Below are 20,982 nucleotides of genomic sequence, written 5' to 3' on the forward strand. Positions count from 1 at the left end.
CGGCCGCGCCGTTGACAAGGATGTTCAGGGAGGGGCTCCTGACCTATGTCGCCCCGCCGCATGAGCTTTGTTGCTTTTCTCCGACCGGTGGGAGCGATAGAACGGGCTCCAGCAAGGAGCCCCGGAATGAGCAAGATCACACCGCAGCCCGGTATCATGGAAATTGCCCTGTACGAGGGCGGCAAGGCCACCATCGCCGGGCGGCATGACGTGCTCAAGCTGTCCTCGAACGAGAATCCGCTGGGCGCGCCGCCCTCGGCACAGGCCGCGCTGGCCGAGGCCGCCAAGACGCTGCATCGCTATCCCCCGACCGACCATGCCGACCTGCGCCAGGCGATCGGCGCGGTGCACGGGCTCGACCCGGCGCGGATCATCTGCGGGGTCGGATCGGACGAGGTGCTGCAATTCGTCTGCCAGGCGTTCTCCGGTCCGGGCGACGAGATCATCCACACCGAGCACGGGTTCTCGATGTACCCGGTGCTGATCCACATGGCCGGGGCGACCCCGGTCTGCGTCCCCGAGGCCGAGCGGGTGGTGGATGTCGACGCGATCCTGGCGGCGGTCACCGACAAGACCCGGATCGTGCTGCTGACGAACCCGGGCAATCCGACCGCGACGATCCTGCCCGAGGGCGAGCTTGAGCGGCTGGCCGACGGGCTGCCCGCGCATGTGCTGCTGGTGATCGACGGCGCCTACACCGAGTATGCCGAGGGCTACGACGGCGGCGCGGGGCTGGCCGGGGCGCGCCCCAACGTGATCATGACGCGCACCTTTTCCAAGATCTACGGGCTGGGCGGGCTGCGGATCGGCTGGGGCTATGGCCCCAAGGAATTGATCGACGTGATGACCCGCATCCGCCAGCCCTTCAACCTGTCGGGCGTGCAACTGGCGGCGGCCGAGGCGGCGGTGCGCGATCGCGACTGGGTCGAAACCTGCACCGCGCTCAACGCGCGCCAGCGGGCGCGGCTTGTCGGCGCGATCCGGCAGTTGGGTGTGGCCTGCGACGACAGCCAGACCAATTTCGTGCTGGCCCGTTTTGCCGATGCAGAGGAGGTGGCCTCGGTCGACCAAGCGCTGCAGGCCGAGGGGATCATCGCGCGCCGGGTCACCGGCTATGGCTTTCCCGAGGGGCTGAGGATCACCGTGGGCGACGAGGACCAGACCGGGCGCGTGATCGAGGCCCTGATCAAATGGCGGGAGCAGGCATGAGCGACGCACCGATCTATGACCGGGTCGCCCTGATCGGGCTGGGGCTGATCGCCTCGTCGATATTCTGGGCGATGAAACGCGCCGGGCTCGCCGGCGAGGTGACCGGCTATGCCCGCAGCGAGGCCACTCGCGACACCGCCCGCCGCATCGGGCTGTGCGACCGGGTCTGTGACAGCGCGGCCGAGGCGGTCGAGGGCGCCGACCTGGTGGTTCTGGCGGTGCCGGTGGGGGCGATGGGCGCGGTCGCGCAGGATATCGCCGCCGCGCTGAAACCGGGTTGCACCGTGACCGACGTGGGCTCGGTCAAGCGTCACGTGATCGACACGGTGGTACCGAACCTGCCCGAAAACGTACATTTCATCCCCGGTCACCCGCTGGCGGGGACCGAGCATTCCGGCCCGGAGAGCGGCTTTGCCGAACTGTTCGACAACCGCTGGTGCCTGCTGGTGCCGGTGGACAACCGCTCCTCCGAGCAGGTGGCGCAGTTGCGCGCCCTGTGGGAGGGGATGGGTGCCCATGTCGACGAGATGGACGCGGATCACCATGACCTCGTGCTGGCGGTGACCAGCCACGCGCCGCACCTGATCGCCTACACGATGGTGGGCGTCGCCGACGACCTGCGCCGGGTCACCGACAGCGAGGTGATCAAGTATTCCGCCGCCGGGTTCCGTGATTTCACCCGCATCGCGGCCTCGGACCCGACCATGTGGCGCGACGTTTTCCTCACCAACAAGGAGGCGACGCTTGAGATCCTCGGTCGGTTCACCGAGGAGCTGTTCGCGCTCCAACGCGCCATTCGCACCGGCGACGGCCAGCACCTGTTCGATTATTTCACCCGCACCCGCGCCATCCGCCGTGGCATCATCGAGGCCGGGCAGGATACCGACGCCCCCGATTTCGGCCGCGCCAAGCAGGTGCAGACATGACCGGCGGGCGCCTGGCGGTGCTGTTTGGGCTGGCTGTCCTGGCGCTGCCAGCCGCGGCCCAGGCGCCCGAGCATTCGCCGCGACCGGTGGCCCGGAGCGCCGTCGACGCGGTCCTGCATCAGGTTCGGTTCCAGACCCATCCGCGCCCGCGCGCCCTTCCTGCTGTCGCCGTTGTCGCTCCGGTTACTGCCTCCGACACCGCGCAGGCCAGCCGGCCGAAACTGCGCCCGCCCTCGGCCCAGGTCATAAGCGCGGCGGCGCGCCCGGCGTCGCTTCCGTTCCTCAGCCCCGAGCGGTCCATGTCGCCCTTGTCGCGCCCGAAGGATCTGGAAGAAAAGGTCTTTTTCAAAAAGCTCAAGCGACGCAAGGGCTCGGTCTGCGGTGACATCGACATCCAGGGCGAACAGGTCGGCCGGGTCAAGGGCAAGCTGCGCGGCTGTGGTGCCGAGGACGCGGTACGGGTGCGCGAGGTGGCCGGCGTCCGGTTGAGCCAACAGGCGGTGATGACCTGCGACACCGCCCGGGCGCTGAAAACCTGGGTCGAGCGCGGGGTGAAACCGGCGTTTCGCAGCCGTGGACCGGTGGTGGAAATGCGCGTTGCCGCCCATTACGTCTGTCGCACCCGCAACCACAAGACCGGCGCGAAGATCTCCGAACATGGCAAGGGGCGGGCGATCGACATCTCGGCTTTTGTCATGAAGGACGGCGAGGTGATCACCGTGCTCAAGGGCTGGGGGCAGGGCACCACCCTGCGGCCCCTGCGCCAGGTCTGGAAGGCAGCCTGTGGCCCCTTCGGCACCGTGCTGGGCCCGGAGTCGGACCGTTATCACCGCGATCATTTCCACGTCGATACCGCACGCTATCGCGGCGGCCCCTACTGCCGCTGAGGCGCCCTTTTGTCGGCGCCCGTTTTCCGCTACAGCGCCCGCAACAGGCAAGGGAGAGCCCGATGACCATGTGGGTATTCGGATACGGATCGTTGTTGTGGAACCCCGGGTTCGACGTGGCCCGGCGCGAGGTCGCGGTGCTGCCCGATTACCATCGCTCGTTCTGCATGCGCTCGATCCACCATCGCGGCACCGAGGAGGATCCGGGCCTGGTCCTGGCGCTCGACGCCGCGCCGGGGGCGCGCTGTGCCGGGCTGGCGCTGGCCGTGGCCGAGGGGCAAGAGGCGCGTACGCTGGATTACCTGCGCGAGCGCGAACTGATTTCCTCGGCCTACCTGGAAAAGACGCTTGAGGTGCGGTTCCGCGACGGCGGCTCTGCCGAGGCGGTGACCTATGTGATCGACCCCGACCACGTGCAGTATTGCGGCGGGCTGGCGCTCGAGGAGCAGGCCCGCATCATCGCCCGGGCCGTCGGCGGGCGCGGGCCGAACACCGAGTATCTTTTCAATACCGCCGACCACCTTGCCGAGATCGGGCTCAACGATCCGGATCTCGACTGGCTGGCGGGACGTGTCCGCGCGCTCACGGTATAAAGCCTTGGCGTTGCCGGTAATTATTATGTAGGCTCGCCGCAGAGCAGAGAAAACCAGGACGCACGCCAGATGGTGCAGCGAGACCGAGAACCCAGGCCGCAATTCTCACAGCCGGTCCGCCAGATCATGTTGATGCTCATCGCCATCGGGCTGGCGGGCTTTGGCGCCTTCGTCGCATTGCCACGGGTCTTGCCGGTTTTCCTGGCCAATCTCTACCTCAACGGGTTCATCGGCGTGGTCTTCCTGATCGGGGTGCTGGCCTGTTTCTGGCAGGTCATTCAGCTGGCGGGATCGGTCCGCTGGATCGAAAGTTTCGTAACCGGAGAGGCCGGGGCGGAGGCAAATCCGCCGCAATTGCTGGCGCCGCTGGCCTCGCTGCTGCGCGCGCGCGGGGCGCGGATGCAGTTGAACTCCAGCTCGACCCGCTCGATCCTCGACTCCGTCGCCGAACGCATCGACGAAGAGCGCGAGATCACCCGCTATATCGTCAACCTGCTGATTTTCCTTGGCCTTCTGGGCACGTTCTATGGGCTTGCCACCACCGTTCCGGCGGTGGTCGACACCATCCGCAGCCTTGCCCCGCAAGAGGGCGAGGAGGGGATCGCGGTGTTCAACCGGCTGATGACCGGGCTCGAGGCGCAGCTGGGCGGGATGGGGGTGGCATTCTCGTCCTCGCTGCTCGGGCTGGCCGGCTCGCTGCTGGTCGGACTGCTGGAGCTGTTCGCCGGACACGGTCAGAACCGTTTTTATCGAGAGTTGGAGGAATGGCTCTCTTCGATCACGCGGCTCGGGTTCTCCTCGGGCGAAGAGGGTGAGAGCGCCCCGAACGTGATGGAGGGGGTGCTCGACCACATGGCCGAGCAGATGGAAGCGCTGCAACAGATGTTCAGCCGCTCGGACGAAAGCCGCGCCGCGGTCGATGAAAAACTGGGCGATCTTGTCGACAGCATCGGGCAGATGAACGACCGACTTGATCAGACCGAAACCACCGCCGCCGCGCTGGAGCGGGTCGCCGTGGGGCAGGAGACACTGATCGAGATGATGCGGGCGCAGGGCCCGGGCGAGGGGATTGACGCCGAGAGCCGGATGCGTCTGCGCTCGATCGACGTCCAGATGCTGCGCATCCTCGAGGAAATCTCGGCCGGCCGGCAGGAGAGCATGGCCGAGGTGCGCAAGGACATCGACCTGTTGATCAAGGCGCTGGCACCGCCACGGCCCGGCCGCCCGGGGCGTCCGCCCAAGGCCGACAAGACGGAGGAATAGGGCATGGCCCTGTCGCGCCGCACCGGGCAACGCTTCCAGGGGTCGATCTGGCCCGGTTTCGTGGACGCGATGACGGGCCTTTTGCTGGTGCTGATGTTCGTCCTGACCATTTTCATGGTGGTCATGTTCGTGCTGCGCGAGACCATCACAGGACAGGAGACCCAGCTTGACGCGCTCTCGAACGAGGTCAGCGCGCTGGCCGCTGCCCTGGGCCTGGAAGAGCGACGCAACGCTCAGCTTTCGGCGCGGATGGGGGCGCTGACCGCCACCCTGAGCGACACCCGCGACGACTTGGACCAGGCGCAGGCCGAGCTGGACCAGCGGGCCACGGTAATCGCCACCCTCACCGCCGACCGCGACCGGCAGGCGGCGGCGCTGGAGCAGGCGCGCGGTCGCATCGCCACCTTCGAAGAGCAGGTCGCCGGCCTGCTGGCCGACCGCGAGGCAGCGCTGGGCAATATTGCGGCGCTGGAACAGGAAAAGGCCGAACTGCTCTCGGAGCAGGAGGCATTGAACCTGGCGTTGGCGCAAAGCCGCGAGGAAATCGACGCCCAGGCCGAGGCGGCGCGGCTGGCCGCGTCCCGGCGCGAGGCGCTCGATGCGCTGATCGCCGACCTGCGCCGCCGCGACAGCGAAAAGACCGCCGAGGCCGCGCGCCTGTCCGACCAGGTCGCCGCGCTGGAAACCCGGCTCAGCGACGAGGAGGCGGCGCGGCTGGTCGAGGCCGCCGCCGCGCAGGCGCTGCGCGACAAGCTGGAAAAGGCGGATGCCGAACTGACCGCGATGACCCTCGCGCTGGAACAAAAGCGCCGCGAGGCCGAGGAGACCCTGGTCCTGCTGGCCGCCGCCGAGGCCGAGCGCGACACCCTGGACGAGAAACTGATCGCCGCGCTGGCCGATCTCGACACGGCCAGCGCCGAGGCAGCCAAGCGCGACGAACTGGCCGAACGCCTGACCCGCGTGCTGGCGCAGATGGAGGTGGCCAAGGCCGAGAACGCCGAGATGGTCGGCGCGCTGGAGGTCGAGCTTTCGCGGGTCCGGGGCGAGGCGGCGCGCACCCGCGAGACCCTGAGCGCCGAGCTGGACGCGGCGCAGGCCAAGGAGGTCGAAACCCGCGCCGCGCTGGAGGCGCAACTGACCCGCCTGCGCGAAGAGGCCGCCGCCGCGCGCGCCGCCTTGCAGGCGAAACTGGACGAGGCGCGGGCCGGGGCCGCCACCACGCAGGCGGCGCTTGAGGCCGAACTCGCGCGGCAACGGGCGCAGAACGTCGAGACACAATCGGACTTCGAGACCGAGCTGACCCGCCTGCAACAGGAGAACGCCGCCCTGCGGCAGGAGTACGAGGCCCGGATCGCGACGCTGAATACCGAGGCCGAGGCGGCACAGGCAGAACTGACCGCTGCCCTGCAGGCCGCGCGCACCGCCGCCGACGAGGCCCAAGCCGCGCTTGAGGCGCGTCTGGCCCATGCCAATGTCGAGCACGATGCGGCGCTGGCCGCGCTGAACGCGGAGCTGTCCGCCGCGCGCACCGATGCCGCCTGGAGGATCGCTGCACTGGAGGCCGAGCTGTCACGCGCACGCGCGGATCTGGTCGCCGCCCGCTCCGCCGCCGAGAGCACCGCCGAGGATCGCGCCTCGGTCGAGGCACGGCTGTTGCAGGCGCTGGACTCGCTCGAAAAAGCCCAGGCCGCCGCCACCGACAAGGACGAGCTGCGCCAACGCCTGATTGCGGCACTGGCCGCCCGCGAGGCCGCCGAGAAACGCGCCGAGGAGCAGATGAGCCTGGCCGAACAGCGCGCGGTGTTGCTGGCCAAGGCCCGCGAAACGCTGGCCGCGCAGCAAGACAGCTCGACCGAGGCACAGCGCCAGACCGCCTTGCTCAACCAGCAGGTCTCCGAGTTGCGCCGCCAGCTGGGCAGCCTGCAGGCGTTGCTTGACGACTACAAGGACCGGGACGCGGCGCAGCAGGTGCAGTTGGAGAACCTCGGCAAGGACCTGAACACCGCACTGGCGCGCGCCGCCTCGGAAGAGCGCAAGCGGCGGCTGCTGGAAGAGGCCGAACGCAAGCGGCTGGAGGAAGTGGCCAAGGCCCGCGCCGAGGAGGCCGAGAAGCTCAAGGAACAGGCCAAGGACCTGGAACGCTACCGGTCCGAGTTCTTTGGTCGCTTGCGCGAGGTTCTGGGCGACCAGGAGGGGGTCCGCATCCAGGGCGACCGCTTCGTGTTCTCCTCGGAGGTTCTGTTCGCCCCGGGCGAGGCCGACCTGGCCGCCGCCGGCAAGACCGAGATCGACAAGATCGCCCGCATCCTGCGCGGGATTTCCGCGGAGATCCCGGACGGGATCGATTGGGTGATCCGTGTCGACGGCCATACCGACAACGTGCCGATCCGCCCCGGTGCCGAATTCGCCGATAACTGGGAGCTCAGCCAGGCGCGCGCGCTCTCGGTGGTGCGTTACATGGTTGCCGAACAGGGCATCCCGCCGAACCGGCTGTCGGCCAACGGGTTCGGGGAATACCAGCCGGTCAATACCGCCGACACCGCCGAGGCGCGGGCGCAGAACCGGCGGATCGAGTTGAAACTGACCGAGAAATAGGGCGGTTCGGCGCGGGTTATTCGACCGTGACGGTGACCCGCGCGCGGTCGATTTCCTGGCGATTGCGCAGAATCCGAACCTCGCCCTCATACTGCCCCGCCGGCCATCCGGCACCGGGCCGGCGCTTGCCGGCGGCGCGGAACAACTGGGCCTGGGTTTTCTCCAGCTCGACGCTGTGGGCGACGACACGGCCATCGGGGCCGTCGATCATGATTTCGATCACATCGCCCATCTGTCCGCCAAAGACATAGCCGAACAGGACCAGCGCCGGCGCGTCGCGATCAAGGTCGTTCACCGCCGCCCGCCCGGCCTTGATCGCGTCAAACCCGGGCATCCCGCCGGCAAAGCCCGCCGCGATCAGCCCGCCGGGCTCATACCCCGGGGTGTCCTGCCACAGGTCGGTTTCTGGCGGTTCGCCGCAGCGTGCCGCCCAGGGGGCAAAGGGATCGATGACCGCCCCGTTTTGGCGCACGGACAGGTGGACATGGGGAAATTCGGCCTTGCCGCTCATCCCCACGGCGCCCAGCGGGTCACCGCGTGCCACGCGGTCGCCGTTGGAGACCCGCACCGAGCCACGCCGTAGGTGGCAATACTGGGTTTCCCAGCCGTCGCCGTGGTCGATCACGACGCCGTTGCCGCATTCACGATTCTCGACCGACGCGGTATCGCCGGCGACAAGGGCGCCGTCCGCCATGCCGTCGCGCAGCGCCTTCACCACGCCGGGCGCAGAGGCCACCACCGTGACGCCGGCTTCCATCGCCGCGAGGGAGGGCAGGGCGAAATCGGTGCCCTTGTGGCCGTCATAGCTGAGTGGACCACAGCGGTAATCCTGCGATCCGGGGCCGGGATCGACATCGGCGTATTGCTGGATATGGCAGTCCCTGCCGAGCTCGCAGACGATGGGCGGGGTCAGATCGAATGCACTCGCCGCGACAGGCGCGGCGAGTGCCAGGCAGAGGGCAGGCAGCGCCGCCCGCATCAGTCCGCGGTCAGCAGCGGTGGCTTGTCGCCCGAAAGCCGCGGCTTGCCCGGTCCTTCGATGCGCAGATCCAGCGCGCCGTCCTTGATGCCGACCTTGACGACACCGCCCTTGGCCAACTTGCCGAACAGAAGTTCTTCGGCGAGCGGTTTCTTGATGTACTCCTGGATCACACGGCCCAGCGGGCGCGCGCCCATCTTGTCGTCATAGCCCTTGTCGGCCAGCCATTCGGCTGCCGGGCGGGTCAATTCGATGGTGACGCCACGATCCAGCAGCTGTGCCTCGAGCTGCAGAACGAACTTCTCGACCACCTGCAGGATCACCTCCTTCGGCAGCGGCGCAAAGGAGATCACCGCGTCGAGACGGTTGCGGAACTCCGGCGTGAAGGTCTTCTCGATGGCGGCCGTATCCTCGCCCTCGCGGCGATCACGCCCAAAGCCGATGGCACTCTTGGCTTGCTCCATGGCGCCCGCGTTCGAGGTCATGATCAGGATCACGTTGCGGAAATCCACCGTCCGGCCGTTGTGGTCGGTCAGTTTGCCGTGGTCCATCACCTGCAACAGGATGTTGTAGACATCCGGGTGCGCCTTTTCCATCTCGTCCAGCAGCAGCACGCAATGCGGGTGCTGGTCGACCCCGTCGGTCAACATGCCGCCCTGGTCGAAACCGACATAGCCCGGAGGCGCGCCGATCAGGCGGCTCACCGCGTGTTTCTCCATGTATTCCGACATGTCGAAGCGCAGAAGCTCGACCCCCAGCGTATCGGCCAGTTGCTTGGCGACCTCGGTCTTGCCGACGCCGGTCGGCCCGGCAAAGAGATAGTTGCCGATCGGTTTCTCCGGCTCGCGCAACCCGGCGCGTGCCAGCTTGATCGCGCTCGACAGCGCGACGATCGCCTGGTCCTGGCCGAACACCACCCGCTTGAGCGATTTTTCCAGGTCCTTGAGCACCTCGGCATCGTCCTTGGAGACGTTCTTGGGCGGGATTCGCGCGATCTTGGCGACCACTGCCTCGATCTCCTTGGTGCCGATGGTCTTGCGCCGTTTGCTCTCGGCCAGCAGATGTTGTGCCGCGCCGGCCTCGTCGATCACGTCGATCGCCTTGTCGGGCAGCTTGCGGTCGTTGATGTAGCGCGCCGAAAGCTCCACCGCCGTCTTGATCGCATCGCCGGTGTATTTCACCCCGTGATGCTCCTCGAAATAGGGCTTCAGCCCCTTGAGGATCTTCACAGTGTCCTCGACGCTGGGTTCGGTCACGTCGATCTTCTGGAACCGGCGGCTGAGCGCGCGGTCCTTTTCGAAGTGCTGGCGGAACTCCTTGTAGGTGGTCGATCCCATGGTGCGCAACTTGCCGCCCTGCAACGCAGGTTTCAGCAGGTTCGAGGCATCCATCGCCCCGCCCGAGGTGGCCCCGGCGCCGATCACGGTGTGAATCTCGTCGATGAACAGGACCGCGTCGGGATGATCCTCGAGCTCGGTCACCACGGCCTTGAGCCGTTCCTCGAAATCGCCGCGATAGCGGGTGCCGGCCAAAAGCGCGCCCATGTCGAGAGAATAGATCGTGGTCTTGGACAGCACCTCGGGCACCTCGCCCTTGACGATCTTGCGGGCCAGCCCCTCGGCGATGGCGGTCTTGCCGACACCGGGATCACCCACCAGCAGCGGGTTGTTCTTGCGCCGGCGGCACAGCACCTGGATACAGCGCTCCACCTCCTGGTCGCGGCCGATCAGCGGGTCGATCGCCCCCTCGCGCGACTTCGCGTTCAGGTCGACGCAGTATTTGCCAAGCGCACTTTCCTTCTGGTCGGCCTCGGGGGGGACGCTGTGGATCTCCTCCTCGGCCTCGGTCGAGCCCTGAACCGGGCGCGGTTCGCCAAAGGCGGGGTCCTTGGCCACGCCGTGCGCGATGAAGTTCACTGCGTCGTACCGGGTCATGTCCTGCTCCTGCAGGAAATAGGCGGCGTTGGATTCCCGCTCGGCAAAGATGGCGACCAGGACGTTGGCGCCGGTCACCTCGGTGCGGCCCGAGCTTTGCACGTGGATCGCGGCGCGCTGGATCACACGCTGGAACGCGGCGGTCGGAACCGCCTCGGAGCCGTCGATGTCGGTGACGAGATTGGAAAGGTCCTCGTCGATGAAATCGACGAGCGTGTTGCGCAATTCGCCCAGATCGACGCTGCAGGCCTTCATGACGCGGGTGGCGTCGGGTTCGTCCAGCAACGCCAGCAGCAGATGCTCCAGCGTCGCGAATTCATGTCGCCGGTCGTTGGCCAGCGCCAGCGCTGCGTGAATGGCCTGTTCAAGGGTGCTCGAGAATGAAGGCACGTTGGTGCTCCTCTGATCTGGGTCGGAAAGGGACCAAGAGCAGATGCCCTTACCCCGCGCCAACCATGTCTTTCTATTATTAGAGTTTGGTTGATCGGGGCCGGGCTTCAAGGTTTTTCTGCAAAATAGCGGTCACATTTCGCTCCAGACCCGCCGAGAAGACCCCATGTTCGGCATCTGAAGGAAGTCTCAGGTCCATGCGCGCAGGGTGGGGTAACACCGCAAAAGGGCGGGAAACCCGGCTTTCGACCGCCTTCGGGGGGGGGACAGGCCGGTGCGGAGGCGGCCCTTTGACCCAGCGCATCCGGCAACGGCGCGTTCAGAAATTGTCCTTGCGGGTGCGGATCTCGGCAAAGACCGCGGCCGGATCGGCCCCGACCAGGCCCAGGTGTGCCTGAATCGCCGGGTCGCCGGCGCGCAGGAAGGGGTTGGTCGCCAGTTCCAACGCCAGCGTCGAGGGAACGGTCGGTTTGTCCTCGGCCCGTGCCGCCGCGATATCGCGGATGCGCTGTTGCAGGGCCGGGTTGTCCGGGTCGATGGTCTCGGCAAAGCGGCCGTTGGCCTGGGTGTATTCATGTCCGGAATAGATCACCGTTTCCGGTGGCAGGGCGGCGAGTTTCGACAGCGAGGCCCACATCTGCGCCATGGTGCCCTCGAACACCCGGCCGCATCCCAGTGCCATCAGGCTGTCGGCGGTGAACAGCGCGCGGCTGTCGGGAAAGTGATAGGCGACATGGCCCACGGTGTGGCCGGAGACGTCGATTACTTGTCCGGTTTCTGCCCCGATTTGTACAAGATCGCCCTCGCGCAGGGCGGCATCCAGTGGCGGCAGGCGGTGGGCATCGGCGGCGGCGCCGGTCACCTTGGCCGGGTGGGCCGCCAGGATATCGGCCAGCCCTTCGACGTGGTCCCAGTGGTGATGGGTGAGCAGGACCTGCGTCAGCCGCCATCCCTTGTCCGACAACGCTGTCAGGATCGGCGCCGCTTCGGGCGCGTCGACCAGCGCGGTCTCGCCGCTTGCCGGGTCATGGGCCAGAAAGGCATAGTTGTCCGACAGACAGGGGATTGTGAGGATCTCCAGCGGCATGGTCTTTCGCCCTTTCATTGCGGGGTGTCATCGCTAAACTGCCCCCAGCTTGGCCGATCACACGGGCGCCCGCAATGCATCTCGACGTGCAGGATCTGCGCAATTTCTACTATCGCAGCACGCTTGGCCGGGCGGCCCAGGCGTCGATTCGCGGTGCCATGCTGAAACTGTGGCCCGAGGCCAAGGGGCAATCGGTCGCCGGCTTCGGATTCGCGGTGCCGCTGCTGCGCCCCTACCTGGCCGAGGCGCGCCGGGTGGTCGCGCTGATGCCCGGACCGCAGGGGGTGATGCCCTGGCCGGCGGGGATGCCCAATGTCTCGGCCCTGTGCGAGGAAACCCTGTGGCCGATCGAGACCGGGCATGTCGACAAGCTGGTGGTGATGCACGGACTGGAAACCTCCGAGCGCCCGTCGCGGCTGCTGGAGGAATGCTGGCGGGTGCTGGGGCCGGGGGGCAAGGCCCTGTTCATCGTGCCCAACCGGGCCGGCCTGTGGTCGCGCAGCGACCGCACGCCCTTTGGCTACGGGCGGCCCTATACGCTGGGTCAGCTCGAGACCCAGCTGAAAGAACACCATTTCCTGCCCGAGGACCATCGGGCCGCGCTGTACCAGCCGCCGTCGGCACGGCGGTTCTGGTTGCGCTCGGGGTCCTTGCTGGAACGGATGGGCGTCAAGCTGCCGACGGTGCTGGTCGGCGGGGTGCTGATGGTGGAGGTCTCCAAGCGGGTACAGCCGCCGCGCGGCACCATCGTCAAGGACCTGGCGCGCAGACCGATCAAGGCGCTGGACGGCCTGGCCAAACCGGCGTGATCCGCCCGCGCGGGGCCCGAATTGCCCGTTACGGCCGGTCAGGAATCGCTTGAAATCGCCCAAAAGTGACGTTTTTTTCCGCCCGGTTTTCGTGCAAACCGCCGCAGTTTCTCTAAGCGTATGAAAACAAGCGCATAATGGGGATGGCTGTTATCGCTATAGGTTGTTGCGGGGTCGGGTGTGCTCTGCTATCTCCACGCTGATTTTGATGACCTGCCGAATGGCGGGTTGTTTTTCACGCCCCCGGACCGCCGATTCTACGGCCAACCGGGGCCAAATGTCGGAAGGGTGGACGTGTCCGAACCAGCTTCGATTTCCGCGGGTATCGCCGAGCGCTATGCCACAGCGATCTTCGAGATCGCGAAAGAGAACAACGACCTTGCCGGACTCGAATCCGGTCTCAACGATCTGGCCGCCGCGCTGGATGAAAGCGCCGAACTGCGCGATCTGATGGCGTCGCCGATCTATTCCCGCGCCGAGCAGGAAGCCGCGATCACCGCCGTGGCCGAGAAGATGGGTATCGCCGAGGTGCTGCGCAAGTCCCTCGCGCTGATGGCGCAGAAACGCCGCCTTTTCGTGGTGCCCCAGCTGATCGCCGCGCTGCGCGGGCTGATCGCCGAGGCGCGTGGCGAGGTCACCGCCGAGGTGGTTTCGGCCAAGGCGTTGACCAAGGCCCAGACCGAGAAGCTGGCCAAGACCCTGGCGGCCCGCGTGGGCAAGACCGTGAATGTGAATGCGACCGTTGATGAAAGCCTCATTGGCGGTCTCGTCGTTAAAGTGGGCTCGAAGATGATCGACACCTCGATCCGTTCGCGGCTCGACTCCCTCCAGAATGCAATGAAAGAGGTCGGATAAATGGGTATCCAAGCTGCAGAGATTTCTGCAATCCTGAAGGACCAGATCAAGAATTTTGGTCAAGAAGCCGAGGTTGCGGAAATCGGCCGCGTCCTCAGCGTGGGTGACGGGATCGCCCGCGTGTACGGCCTCGACAACGTTCAGGCCGGCGAGATGGTCGAGTTTCCCGGCGGTATCATGGGCATGGCGCTGAACCTCGAGGCCGACAACGTCGGTATCGTGATCTTCGGCTCCGACCGTGACATCAAGGAAGGCGACACCGTCAAGCGCACCAACTCGATCGTGGACGTTCCCGCCGGCCCCGAGCTGCTGGGTCGCGTGGTCGACGGTCTTGGCAACCCGCTGGACGGCAAGGGCCCGATCAACGCCACGCAGCGTCAGGTCGCCGACGTCAAGGCGCCCGGCATCATCCCGCGCAAATCGGTGCACGAGCCGATGGCGACCGGCCTGAAATCGGTCGACGCGATGATCCCGATCGGCCGTGGCCAGCGCGAGCTGATCATTGGTGACCGTCAGACCGGCAAGACCGCCGTGGCGCTTGACGCGATCCTGAACCAGAAGGTCTATAACGACGCCGCCGACGACGAGAGCAAGAAGCTCTACTGTGTCTACGTCGCCATCGGCCAGAAGCGCTCCACCGTGGCCCAGCTGGTGAAGAAGCTGGAAGAGACCGGCGCCATCGAATATTCGATCGTCGTCGCCGCGACCGCCTCGGAACCCGCGCCGATGCAGTACCTGGCGCCCTATACCGCCACTGCCATGGCCGAGTATTTCCGCGACAACGGCAAGCACGCGCTGATCATCTATGATGACCTGTCCAAACAGGCCGTGTCCTATCGCCAGATGTCGCTGCTGCTGCGTCGTCCGCCGGGGCGTGAAGCCTATCCGGGCGACGTGTTCTACCTCCACTCCCGCCTGCTGGAACGCTCCGCCAAGCTGAACGAGGATTTCGGCGCCGGTTCGCTGACCGCGCTGCCGATCATCGAAACCCAGGGCGGCGACGTGTCGGCCTTTATCCCGACCAACGTGATCTCGATCACCGACGGCCAGATCTTCCTGGAAACCGAGCTGTTCTACCAGGGTATCCGCCCGGCCGTGAACACCGGTCTGTCGGTGTCGCGCGTGGGCTCCTCGGCCCAGACCAACGCGATGAAGTCGGTCGCCGGCCCGATCAAGCTGTCGCTGGCCCAGTACCGCGAGATGGCGGCCTTTGCCCAGTTCGGTTCCGACCTCGACGCCGCGACCCAGCAGCTGCTGAACCGTGGTGCGCGCCTGACCGAGCTGATGAAACAGCCGCAGTACTCGCCGCTGACCAACGCCGAGATCGTCATCGTGATCTGCGCCGGTACTCTGGGCTTCCTCGACAAGATCGCCGTCGGCGATGTCGGCCGCTTCGAGGCCGGCCTGCTGGCGCACATGCGTGGCAAGCATCAGGATCTGCTGGACTGGATCACCAACGACGATCCCAAGATCAAGGGTGAAGCCGAAGACAAGGTGCGCGCAGCTATCGACGAATTCGCCGCCGATTTCGCATAAGGGGTTCGGACAATGCCAAGTCTGAAGGACCTGAAAAACAGGATCGAGTCGGTCAAATCGACCCGCAAGATCACCAAGGCCATGCAGATGGTGGCCGCGGCGAAACTTCGCCGCGCCCAGGAGGCCGCCGAAGAGGCCCGCCCCTATGCCGAACGGTTCAATGCCGTGATGGCCGGGCTGGCCGCATCGGTCGGGGGCAGCGACAGCGCCCCCAAGCTTCTGCGTGGCACCGGCAGCGACCAGGTTCATCTCCTGGTCGTGATGACGGCCGAGCGTGGCTTGTGCGGGGGCTTCAACAGCTCCATCGCCAAGACCGCCCGGACCCATGCCGAGCGGCTGCTGGCCGAGGGCAAGACGGTCAAGATCCTGACCGTCGGCAAGAAGGGTCGCGACGCGCTCAAGCGTGATCTGGGCAAGTTCTATGTCGGCCATGTCGACATGACCGAGGTCAAGCGGGTCGGCTATGCCGATGCGCAGGGCATTGCCAAGGACATCCTCGACCGGTTTGACGCCGGTGAGTTCGACGTCGCGACGATCTTTTTCGCCGAGTTCGTGAACGTGGTCACCCAGGTGCCACAGGCGCATCAGATCATCCCGGCCGAGTTCGATCAGGACGCGGCCTCGGATGAGGCCACGCTTTATGATTACGAACCCGACGAAGAGGCCATCCTGGCCGATCTCCTGCCCAAGGGCGTGGCGACGGCCATCTTCAGCGCGTTGCTGGAGAACGGCGCCTCGGAGCAGGGGGCACGGATGAGCGCGATGGACAATGCGACCCGCAACGCGGGCGATATGATCGACAGGCTGACCATCGAATACAACCGTTCGCGTCAGGCCGTGATCACCAACGAGCTGATTGAAATCATTTCGGGCGCGGAAGCCCTGTAAAAGAACCGGAGACGAAACAATGGCAAACAAAAAAGGCAAGATCACTCAGGTGATTGGCGCCGTTGTGGACGTTCAGTTCGACGGCCACCTGCCCGAGATTCTGAACGCACTGGAAACCGACAACAACGGCAAGCGGCTGGTTCTGGAAGTGGCCCAGCACCTGGGCGAGAACACCGTTCGTACCATCGCCATGGACGCGACCGAAGGTCTGGTTCGCGGCCAGGAAGTGACCGACGCCGGCGCGCCGATCTCGGTGCCGGTTGGCAACGCGACTCTGGGCCGCATCCTGAACGTGGTCGGTGAGCCGGTCGACGAAAAGGGTCCGGTCGAGGCCACGGAAACCCGTGCGATCCACCAGCCGGCCCCGGCCTTCTCTGAACAGTCGACCGAATCCGAGGTCCTGGTGACCGGCATCAAGGTCGTCGACCTGCTGGCCCCCTACGCCAAGGGCGGCAAGATCGGCCTGTTCGGCGGTGCCGGCGTGGGCAAGACGGTTCTGATCATGGAACTGATCAACAACATCGCCAAGGTGCACTCGGGCTACTCGGTGTTCGCCGGTGTTGGCGAGCGGACCCGTGAGGGCAACGACCTTTACTGGGAAATGATCGAATCCAACGTGATCAAGCCCGACAACCTCGAGGAATCACAGGTGGCACTGGTCTACGGCCAGATGAACGAGCCGCCGGGAGCCCGTGCCCGTGTTGCCCTGACCGGCCTGACCCTGGCCGAGCAGTTCCGCGACCAGTCCGGGACCGACGTTCTGTTCTTCGTCGACAACATCTTCCGCTTTACCCAGGCGGGCTCCGAGGTGTCGGCGCTGCTGGGTCGTATCCCCTCGGCAGTGGGCTACCAGCCGACGCTGGCCACCGACATGGGCGCGATGCAGGAACGCATCACCTCGACCAAGGCCGGCTCGATCACCTCGATCCAGGCCGTCTACGTTCCCGCGGACGACCTGACCGACCCGGCCCCGGCCACCACCTTTGCCCACCTCGACGCGACCACCGTTCTGTCGCGCGCGATCTCCGAGCTCGGCATCTATCCCGCCGTGGACCCGCTCGACTCGACCTCGCGCCTGATGGACCCGTCGATCCTTGGTGAAGAGCACTACCAGGTTGCGCGTGACGTGCAGGGGATCCTGCAGCGTTACAAGTCGCTTCAGGACATCATTGCCATTCTCGGCATGGATGAACTGAGCGAAGAGGACAAGCTGACCGTGGCCCGTGCCCGGAAGATCCAGCGCTTCCTGTCGCAGCCCTTCGACGTGGCCAAGGTGTTCACCGGCTCGGACGGTGTGCAGGTGCCGTTGGAAGACACCATCAAATCGTTCAAGGCGGTTGTCGCCGGTGAATACGACCATCTGCCGGAAGGCGCGTTCTACATGGTCGGCGGCATCGAAGACGTTATCGCCAAGGCCGAAAAGATGGCGGCTGAAGCCGCCTAAGGAGCGCCCTCATGGCAGATACGATTCAATTCGACCTCGTCAGCCCGGAGCGACGCCTTGCGTCGGTCCAGGCCAGCGCGGTGCAGATTCCCGGCGCCGATGGCGACATGACGGCGATGCCCGATCATGCTCCGCTCATCACCACGCTGCGTCCGGGCCTGCTGCGGATCGAGAGCCCGGAAGGCAATTCCGAGTACATCGTGACCGGCGGGTTCGCCGAGATCGGCAGCGGGTCGATTTCGGTGCTGGCGGAAAAGGCGATGCCGGCGGGCGAGATGACCCGTGGTCATCTCGACGACCTGATCGCCGAGACCCGCGCCAAGCACGAGGCCGCCAAGGCCGCGAGCGACGTGCAGCCCAGCATCGTTGACGATGCAGCCAAACTGCTGGCGGACATGGAGGCCCTCGGCGATCACATGAGCCTGTGATCCTCGGCGGCCCCTCTGGCCCGACCCAAAAAAAGCCGGCCCCCTCGGGGGCCGGTTTTGTTTTGACAAAGGGTTTTTCGAAATGCTTTGTTGTCAAGCACTTGGGGAACAACCGGGCGGGACATGAAGAAGCTGGACAACCACCTTATCGGCATCGACCAGGGCGATGTCGTTCTGTTCTCGGATTTCGAGGACGGCGGCGCGATGTGGACGGGCGAGGGGCCGCGCGAACGGCGCAAGGCTGTCCGCTTCGGAGAGCCGTTTCGCGCCGCGCCGTCGGTTCATATCTCGATTTCGCTGTTTGACGCCGACACCGACGCGGCGATCCGTGCCGAGCTGACGGCGGACAATGTCACCGCGGAGGGGTTCGAGATCGTGTTCCGCACCTGGCTGGACACGCGCATCGCGCGGATGCGCGCGACCTGGCTCGCGATCGGCGCGCTGGAGCATGACGACAACTGGGTGATCGACTGAGCGCGGGAGCCGCGCCTCAGTCCATGGTGTAGAGCGACTCGTAAATCGGCGACAGCGTCTTGTCCTCGAACAGCGACGACACGCTGGTGCCGTACCAGATGTTCAGGATTGCCTGGGCAAAGATCGGCGCGGTGGGCACGATACGGATGTTGTGCGCCCCCAGCACCGACGGGCTGGGCTGGATGGTGTCGGTCAGCACCAGCGACTTCATCACCGAATTGGACACGCGCTCCACAGCCGGGCCGCTCATCACGCCGTGGGTGATATAGGCGTGGACCTCTTTCGCGCCGTTCTCGAGCAGCACCTCGGCCGCCTTGCACAGGGTGCCGGCGGTGTCGCACATGTCGTCGACGATGATGCAGATCTTGTCGGTGACGTTGCCGATTACCGTCATTTCAGCAACCTCGCCGGGTTTTTCACGGCGCTTGTCAACGATCGCGAGGGGCGAGTTGATGCGCTTGGCCAGCTCGCGGGCGCGGGCCACGCCGCCGACATCGGGCGAAACCACCATGATGTCGTCCATCTGCGCCTTGAAATGGGTGCGGATATCCAGTGCAAAGATCGGCGAGGCATAAAGGTTGTCCACGGGGATGTCGAAGAACCCCTGGATCTGTGCCGCGTGCAGGTCCATGGTCAGTACCCGTTCGATCCCCGACTGGGTCAGCAGGTTGGCCACAAGCTTGGCGCTGATCGGCGTGCGGGCCTTGGTGCGGCGGTCCTGGCGGGCATAACCGAAATAGGGGATCACGGCGGTGATCCGCTGTGCCGAGGACCGGCGCAGCGCGTCGGACATGATCAGCAGTTCCATCAGGTTGTCATTGGCCGGGTTCGATGTCGGCTGGATCAGGAACATGTCCTCGCCGCGCACGTTCTCGTAGACCTCGACAAAGATCTCGCCGTCGTTGAACCGTTCGACGCGGGCATCTACCAGCCCGAGGTTGACGCCGCGGTGCATGCTCATGCGGCGTGCGATGGCCTCGGCAAGTGGAAGGTTGGCGTTCCCAGCGATGAGCTTGGGTTCGTTCAGTGTCGCCATGTGCAGCTATCCCCGGGCAGCAAGGTCTGGTGAGAAAGATTCGTGATGTTGACACCGCTTAACATGGCCTTACGGTCGCGCCTAGATTGGGGCAGGAGAAATGCCAAGATGACACACCATATCGACTACTTCTTTTCCACGCTGTCGCCCTATGTCTACCTCGCGGGCACGCGGCTGGAACAGATCGCCGCGCGGCACGGGGCCACCATCACCTACAAGCCGCTGGACATCGTCGCGCTGTTTCCGCGCACCGGCGGCGCCTCGCCAGCCGATCGGCACCCGGCGCGGATGGAATACCGGGCGCAGGAGTTGATGCGGCAGTCGAAGAAACTGGGTCTGACGTTTCACCTGAAACCGGCGCATTGGCCGACCAACGCGGCGCCCTCCTCCTATGCGATCATCGCGGCACAGATGGCCGGCGGCGGCGACATGGGCGCGCTGGTCCATGCCATCACCCGCGCGGTCTGGGCGGAGGAAGAGGACATCGCCGAGGACACGGTGTTGAAGGCCTGCCTGACCGAGGCCGGTTTCGACCCGGGCCTGACCGAAAGCGGTCTGCTGGCCGGGGCCGAGACCTATGCCGCCAACCTCGAGGAAGGGGCCGCGCGCGGCGTCTTCGGCTCACCCTTCTACATCCTCGGCGAGGACCAGAGGTTCTGGGGTCAGGACCGGCTGGAGGATCTGGACGCAACGCTCGCCGGGCGGTTGTGATGGACGGGCAGGGGATTCCGCAGCCGGTTTTCTCGCGCCAGTTCGGCCAGGGTGACAGGCAGGTGCTGGCGCTGCATTGCACGCTGGGCCATTCCGGCGCCTGGCGCGGGCTGGCGGCGCAGTTCGAGGACGCGGCCACATTCACCGGGTTCGACATGCTCGGCCACGGGCGCAGCCCCGACTGGGACGGGCGCGGCGATCCGCAGGACCGGATCACCGAGATCGCGGAAACCTTCCTCACCGACCGGATGGACGTGATCGGCCATTCCTTTGGCGCCACGGTGGCGCTGCGGCTGGCGGTGGCCCACCCGGACCGGGTGCGGTCCCTGACATTGGTCGAGCCGGTCTATTTCTGTTTCGCGGCGCAGGACGACCCAGAGGCGCTGGCGACGCATGACAAGGACGCTCTGGTCTTTTCCGAGCAGTTGGACCGCGGAGATTACGAGGCCGGAACGCGGCTCTTCAACGAGATGTGGGGCGGGGCCGGGGTGTCCTGGGCGGATATGCCCGAACCCGCCCGCGCCGGCATGATCCGCAGCATCCGCTTCGTCCATGCCTGCAGCACGCCGCTTTATGACGATCCGGCGGGTATCATGCAGCCGGGCCGGCTTGACCGGGCGACGATGCCGGCGCTGCTGCTGCGGGGCACCGAAAGCCACCCGGTGACGAAGGCGATCAACGATGCCATCGCCCGCCGCCTGCCGGATGCGCGCGATGTCGTGATCGAGGGGGCGGGGCACATGCTGCCCATCACGCACCCGGCCGAGGTGGCCGCACCGCTGCGCGCGCTGTTCGATCGGGCGGGGGAATGAACGGCGGGCCCCCCGGACCTTCCATCCCAAGCCGTCATCTCCGCGCAGGCGTGTCTTGGGGTGTCATTCCCGCGTAGCCGGGGATCGTGTGCCGCGTCACTGATGAGAGGCCCCCGTTTTCGCGGG

Annotated in this window: 19 protein-coding genes; 15 read left to right on the forward strand and 4 right to left on the reverse strand. The window is 66.1% G+C overall.

From position 1 onward, the window contains the following. The first annotated feature begins 126 nt into the window (after positions 1-126). The 6 genes from hisC to ABWV23_RS02885 all read left to right on the forward strand — a co-directional run bounded on the left by hisC (position 127) and on the right by ABWV23_RS02885 (position 7,473). Complete coding sequence (gene hisC / locus ABWV23_RS02860; protein WP_353344727.1) at positions 127-1,209, forward strand: histidinol-phosphate transaminase; 1,083 nt, start codon at positions 127-129, stop codon at positions 1,207-1,209. Then, positions 1,206-2,135 carry a prephenate/arogenate dehydrogenase family protein gene (locus ABWV23_RS02865; RefSeq protein ID WP_353344729.1) on the forward strand — a complete coding sequence of 310 codons (930 nt, stop codon included), beginning with the start codon at positions 1,206-1,208 and terminating at the stop codon, positions 2,133-2,135. Before hisC ends, ABWV23_RS02865 begins: the two co-directional genes overlap by 4 nt. Then, entirely contained in the window at positions 2,132-3,022 is an 891-nt protein-coding gene (locus ABWV23_RS02870) for an extensin-like domain-containing protein (protein ID WP_353344731.1), read from the forward strand. The genes ABWV23_RS02865 and ABWV23_RS02870 overlap by 4 nt, the downstream gene beginning before the upstream one ends. Positions 3,023-3,084: 62 nt before the next feature. Beyond that, on the forward strand, positions 3,085-3,615 hold the full coding sequence (locus ABWV23_RS02875; protein WP_353344733.1) for a gamma-glutamylcyclotransferase: 531 nt from the start codon (positions 3,085-3,087) through the stop codon (positions 3,613-3,615). 69 nt (positions 3,616-3,684) lie between these two features. Then, complete coding sequence (locus tag ABWV23_RS02880) at positions 3,685-4,878, forward strand: biopolymer transporter ExbB (RefSeq protein ID WP_353344735.1); 1,194 nt, start codon at positions 3,685-3,687, stop codon at positions 4,876-4,878. A 3-nt stretch (positions 4,879-4,881) separates the two neighbouring features. After that, the gene (locus ABWV23_RS02885) at positions 4,882-7,473 is read left to right on the forward strand and encodes a peptidoglycan -binding protein (protein ID WP_353344737.1); all 2,592 of its coding nucleotides are present in this window, start codon (positions 4,882-4,884) and stop codon (positions 7,471-7,473) included. Between the two features lie 16 nt (positions 7,474-7,489). Here the strand turns inward: ABWV23_RS02885 and ABWV23_RS02890 are convergent, their stop codons facing one another. The 3 genes from ABWV23_RS02890 to gloB all read right to left on the reverse strand — a co-directional run bounded on the left by ABWV23_RS02890 (position 7,490) and on the right by gloB (position 11,863). Next, a complete protein-coding gene (locus ABWV23_RS02890; RefSeq protein WP_353344739.1) occupies positions 7,490-8,452 on the reverse strand; it encodes a M23 family metallopeptidase in 963 nt (320 codons plus the stop codon). Further along, positions 8,452-10,776 carry an ATP-dependent Clp protease ATP-binding subunit ClpA gene (clpA, locus tag ABWV23_RS02895; RefSeq protein WP_353344741.1) on the reverse strand — a complete coding sequence of 775 codons (2,325 nt, stop codon included), beginning with the start codon at positions 10,774-10,776 and terminating at the stop codon, positions 8,452-8,454. Before clpA ends, ABWV23_RS02890 begins: the two co-directional genes overlap by 1 nt. Before the next feature lie 319 nt (positions 10,777-11,095). After that, entirely contained in the window at positions 11,096-11,863 is a 768-nt protein-coding gene (gene gloB / locus ABWV23_RS02900) for a hydroxyacylglutathione hydrolase (RefSeq protein ID WP_353344743.1), read from the reverse strand. A 74-nt stretch (positions 11,864-11,937) separates the two neighbouring features. Between gloB and ABWV23_RS02905 the strand changes: the two genes are divergently transcribed. The 7 genes from ABWV23_RS02905 to ABWV23_RS02935 all read left to right on the forward strand — a co-directional run bounded on the left by ABWV23_RS02905 (position 11,938) and on the right by ABWV23_RS02935 (position 18,297). Further along, positions 11,938-12,672 carry a methyltransferase domain-containing protein gene (locus tag ABWV23_RS02905; protein WP_353344745.1) on the forward strand — a complete coding sequence of 245 codons (735 nt, stop codon included), beginning with the start codon at positions 11,938-11,940 and terminating at the stop codon, positions 12,670-12,672. A gap of 294 nt (positions 12,673-12,966) precedes the next feature. After that, positions 12,967-13,527 (forward strand): F0F1 ATP synthase subunit delta, encoded by a 561-nt coding sequence (locus tag ABWV23_RS02910; RefSeq protein WP_353345244.1) that lies wholly within the window; start codon positions 12,967-12,969, stop codon positions 13,525-13,527. After that, positions 13,528-15,063 (forward strand): F0F1 ATP synthase subunit alpha, encoded by a 1,536-nt coding sequence (gene atpA / locus ABWV23_RS02915; RefSeq protein ID WP_353344747.1) that lies wholly within the window; start codon positions 13,528-13,530, stop codon positions 15,061-15,063. It begins immediately after the preceding gene. Between the two features lie 12 nt (positions 15,064-15,075). Next, the gene (locus tag ABWV23_RS02920) at positions 15,076-15,951 is read left to right on the forward strand and encodes a F0F1 ATP synthase subunit gamma (RefSeq protein WP_353344749.1); all 876 of its coding nucleotides are present in this window, start codon (positions 15,076-15,078) and stop codon (positions 15,949-15,951) included. A 19-nt stretch (positions 15,952-15,970) separates the two neighbouring features. Further along, positions 15,971-17,395 (forward strand): F0F1 ATP synthase subunit beta, encoded by a 1,425-nt coding sequence (gene atpD / locus ABWV23_RS02925; RefSeq protein ID WP_353344751.1) that lies wholly within the window; start codon positions 15,971-15,973, stop codon positions 17,393-17,395. Positions 17,396-17,406: 11 nt separating this feature from the next. Next, entirely contained in the window at positions 17,407-17,823 is a 417-nt protein-coding gene (locus ABWV23_RS02930) for a F0F1 ATP synthase subunit epsilon (protein ID WP_353344753.1), read from the forward strand. A gap of 123 nt (positions 17,824-17,946) precedes the next feature. After that, on the forward strand, positions 17,947-18,297 hold the full coding sequence (locus tag ABWV23_RS02935) for an H-type lectin domain-containing protein (protein WP_353344755.1): 351 nt from the start codon (positions 17,947-17,949) through the stop codon (positions 18,295-18,297). Positions 18,298-18,313: 16 nt separating this feature from the next. On the opposite strand, the gene ABWV23_RS02940 is transcribed toward ABWV23_RS02935, so the two are convergent. Continuing rightward, positions 18,314-19,333, reverse strand: coding sequence for a ribose-phosphate pyrophosphokinase (locus ABWV23_RS02940; protein WP_353344757.1), 1,020 nt, complete (start codon positions 19,331-19,333; stop codon positions 18,314-18,316). 108 nt (positions 19,334-19,441) lie between these two features. Here ABWV23_RS02940 and ABWV23_RS02945 point away from each other — a divergent pair, with 108 nt between their 5' ends. After that, positions 19,442-20,044, forward strand: a complete 603-nt coding sequence (locus ABWV23_RS02945; RefSeq protein ID WP_353344759.1) for a 2-hydroxychromene-2-carboxylate isomerase — start codon at positions 19,442-19,444, stop codon at positions 20,042-20,044. Continuing rightward, the gene (locus ABWV23_RS02950) at positions 20,044-20,856 is read left to right on the forward strand and encodes an alpha/beta hydrolase (protein ID WP_353344761.1); all 813 of its coding nucleotides are present in this window, start codon (positions 20,044-20,046) and stop codon (positions 20,854-20,856) included. Before ABWV23_RS02945 ends, ABWV23_RS02950 begins: the two co-directional genes overlap by 1 nt. The last annotated feature ends 126 nt before the right edge of the window (positions 20,857-20,982 follow it).

It is taken from the genome of Aquicoccus sp. SU-CL01552 (assembly GCF_040365005.1).
Lineage (GTDB): Bacteria > Pseudomonadota > Alphaproteobacteria > Rhodobacterales > Rhodobacteraceae > Antarcticimicrobium.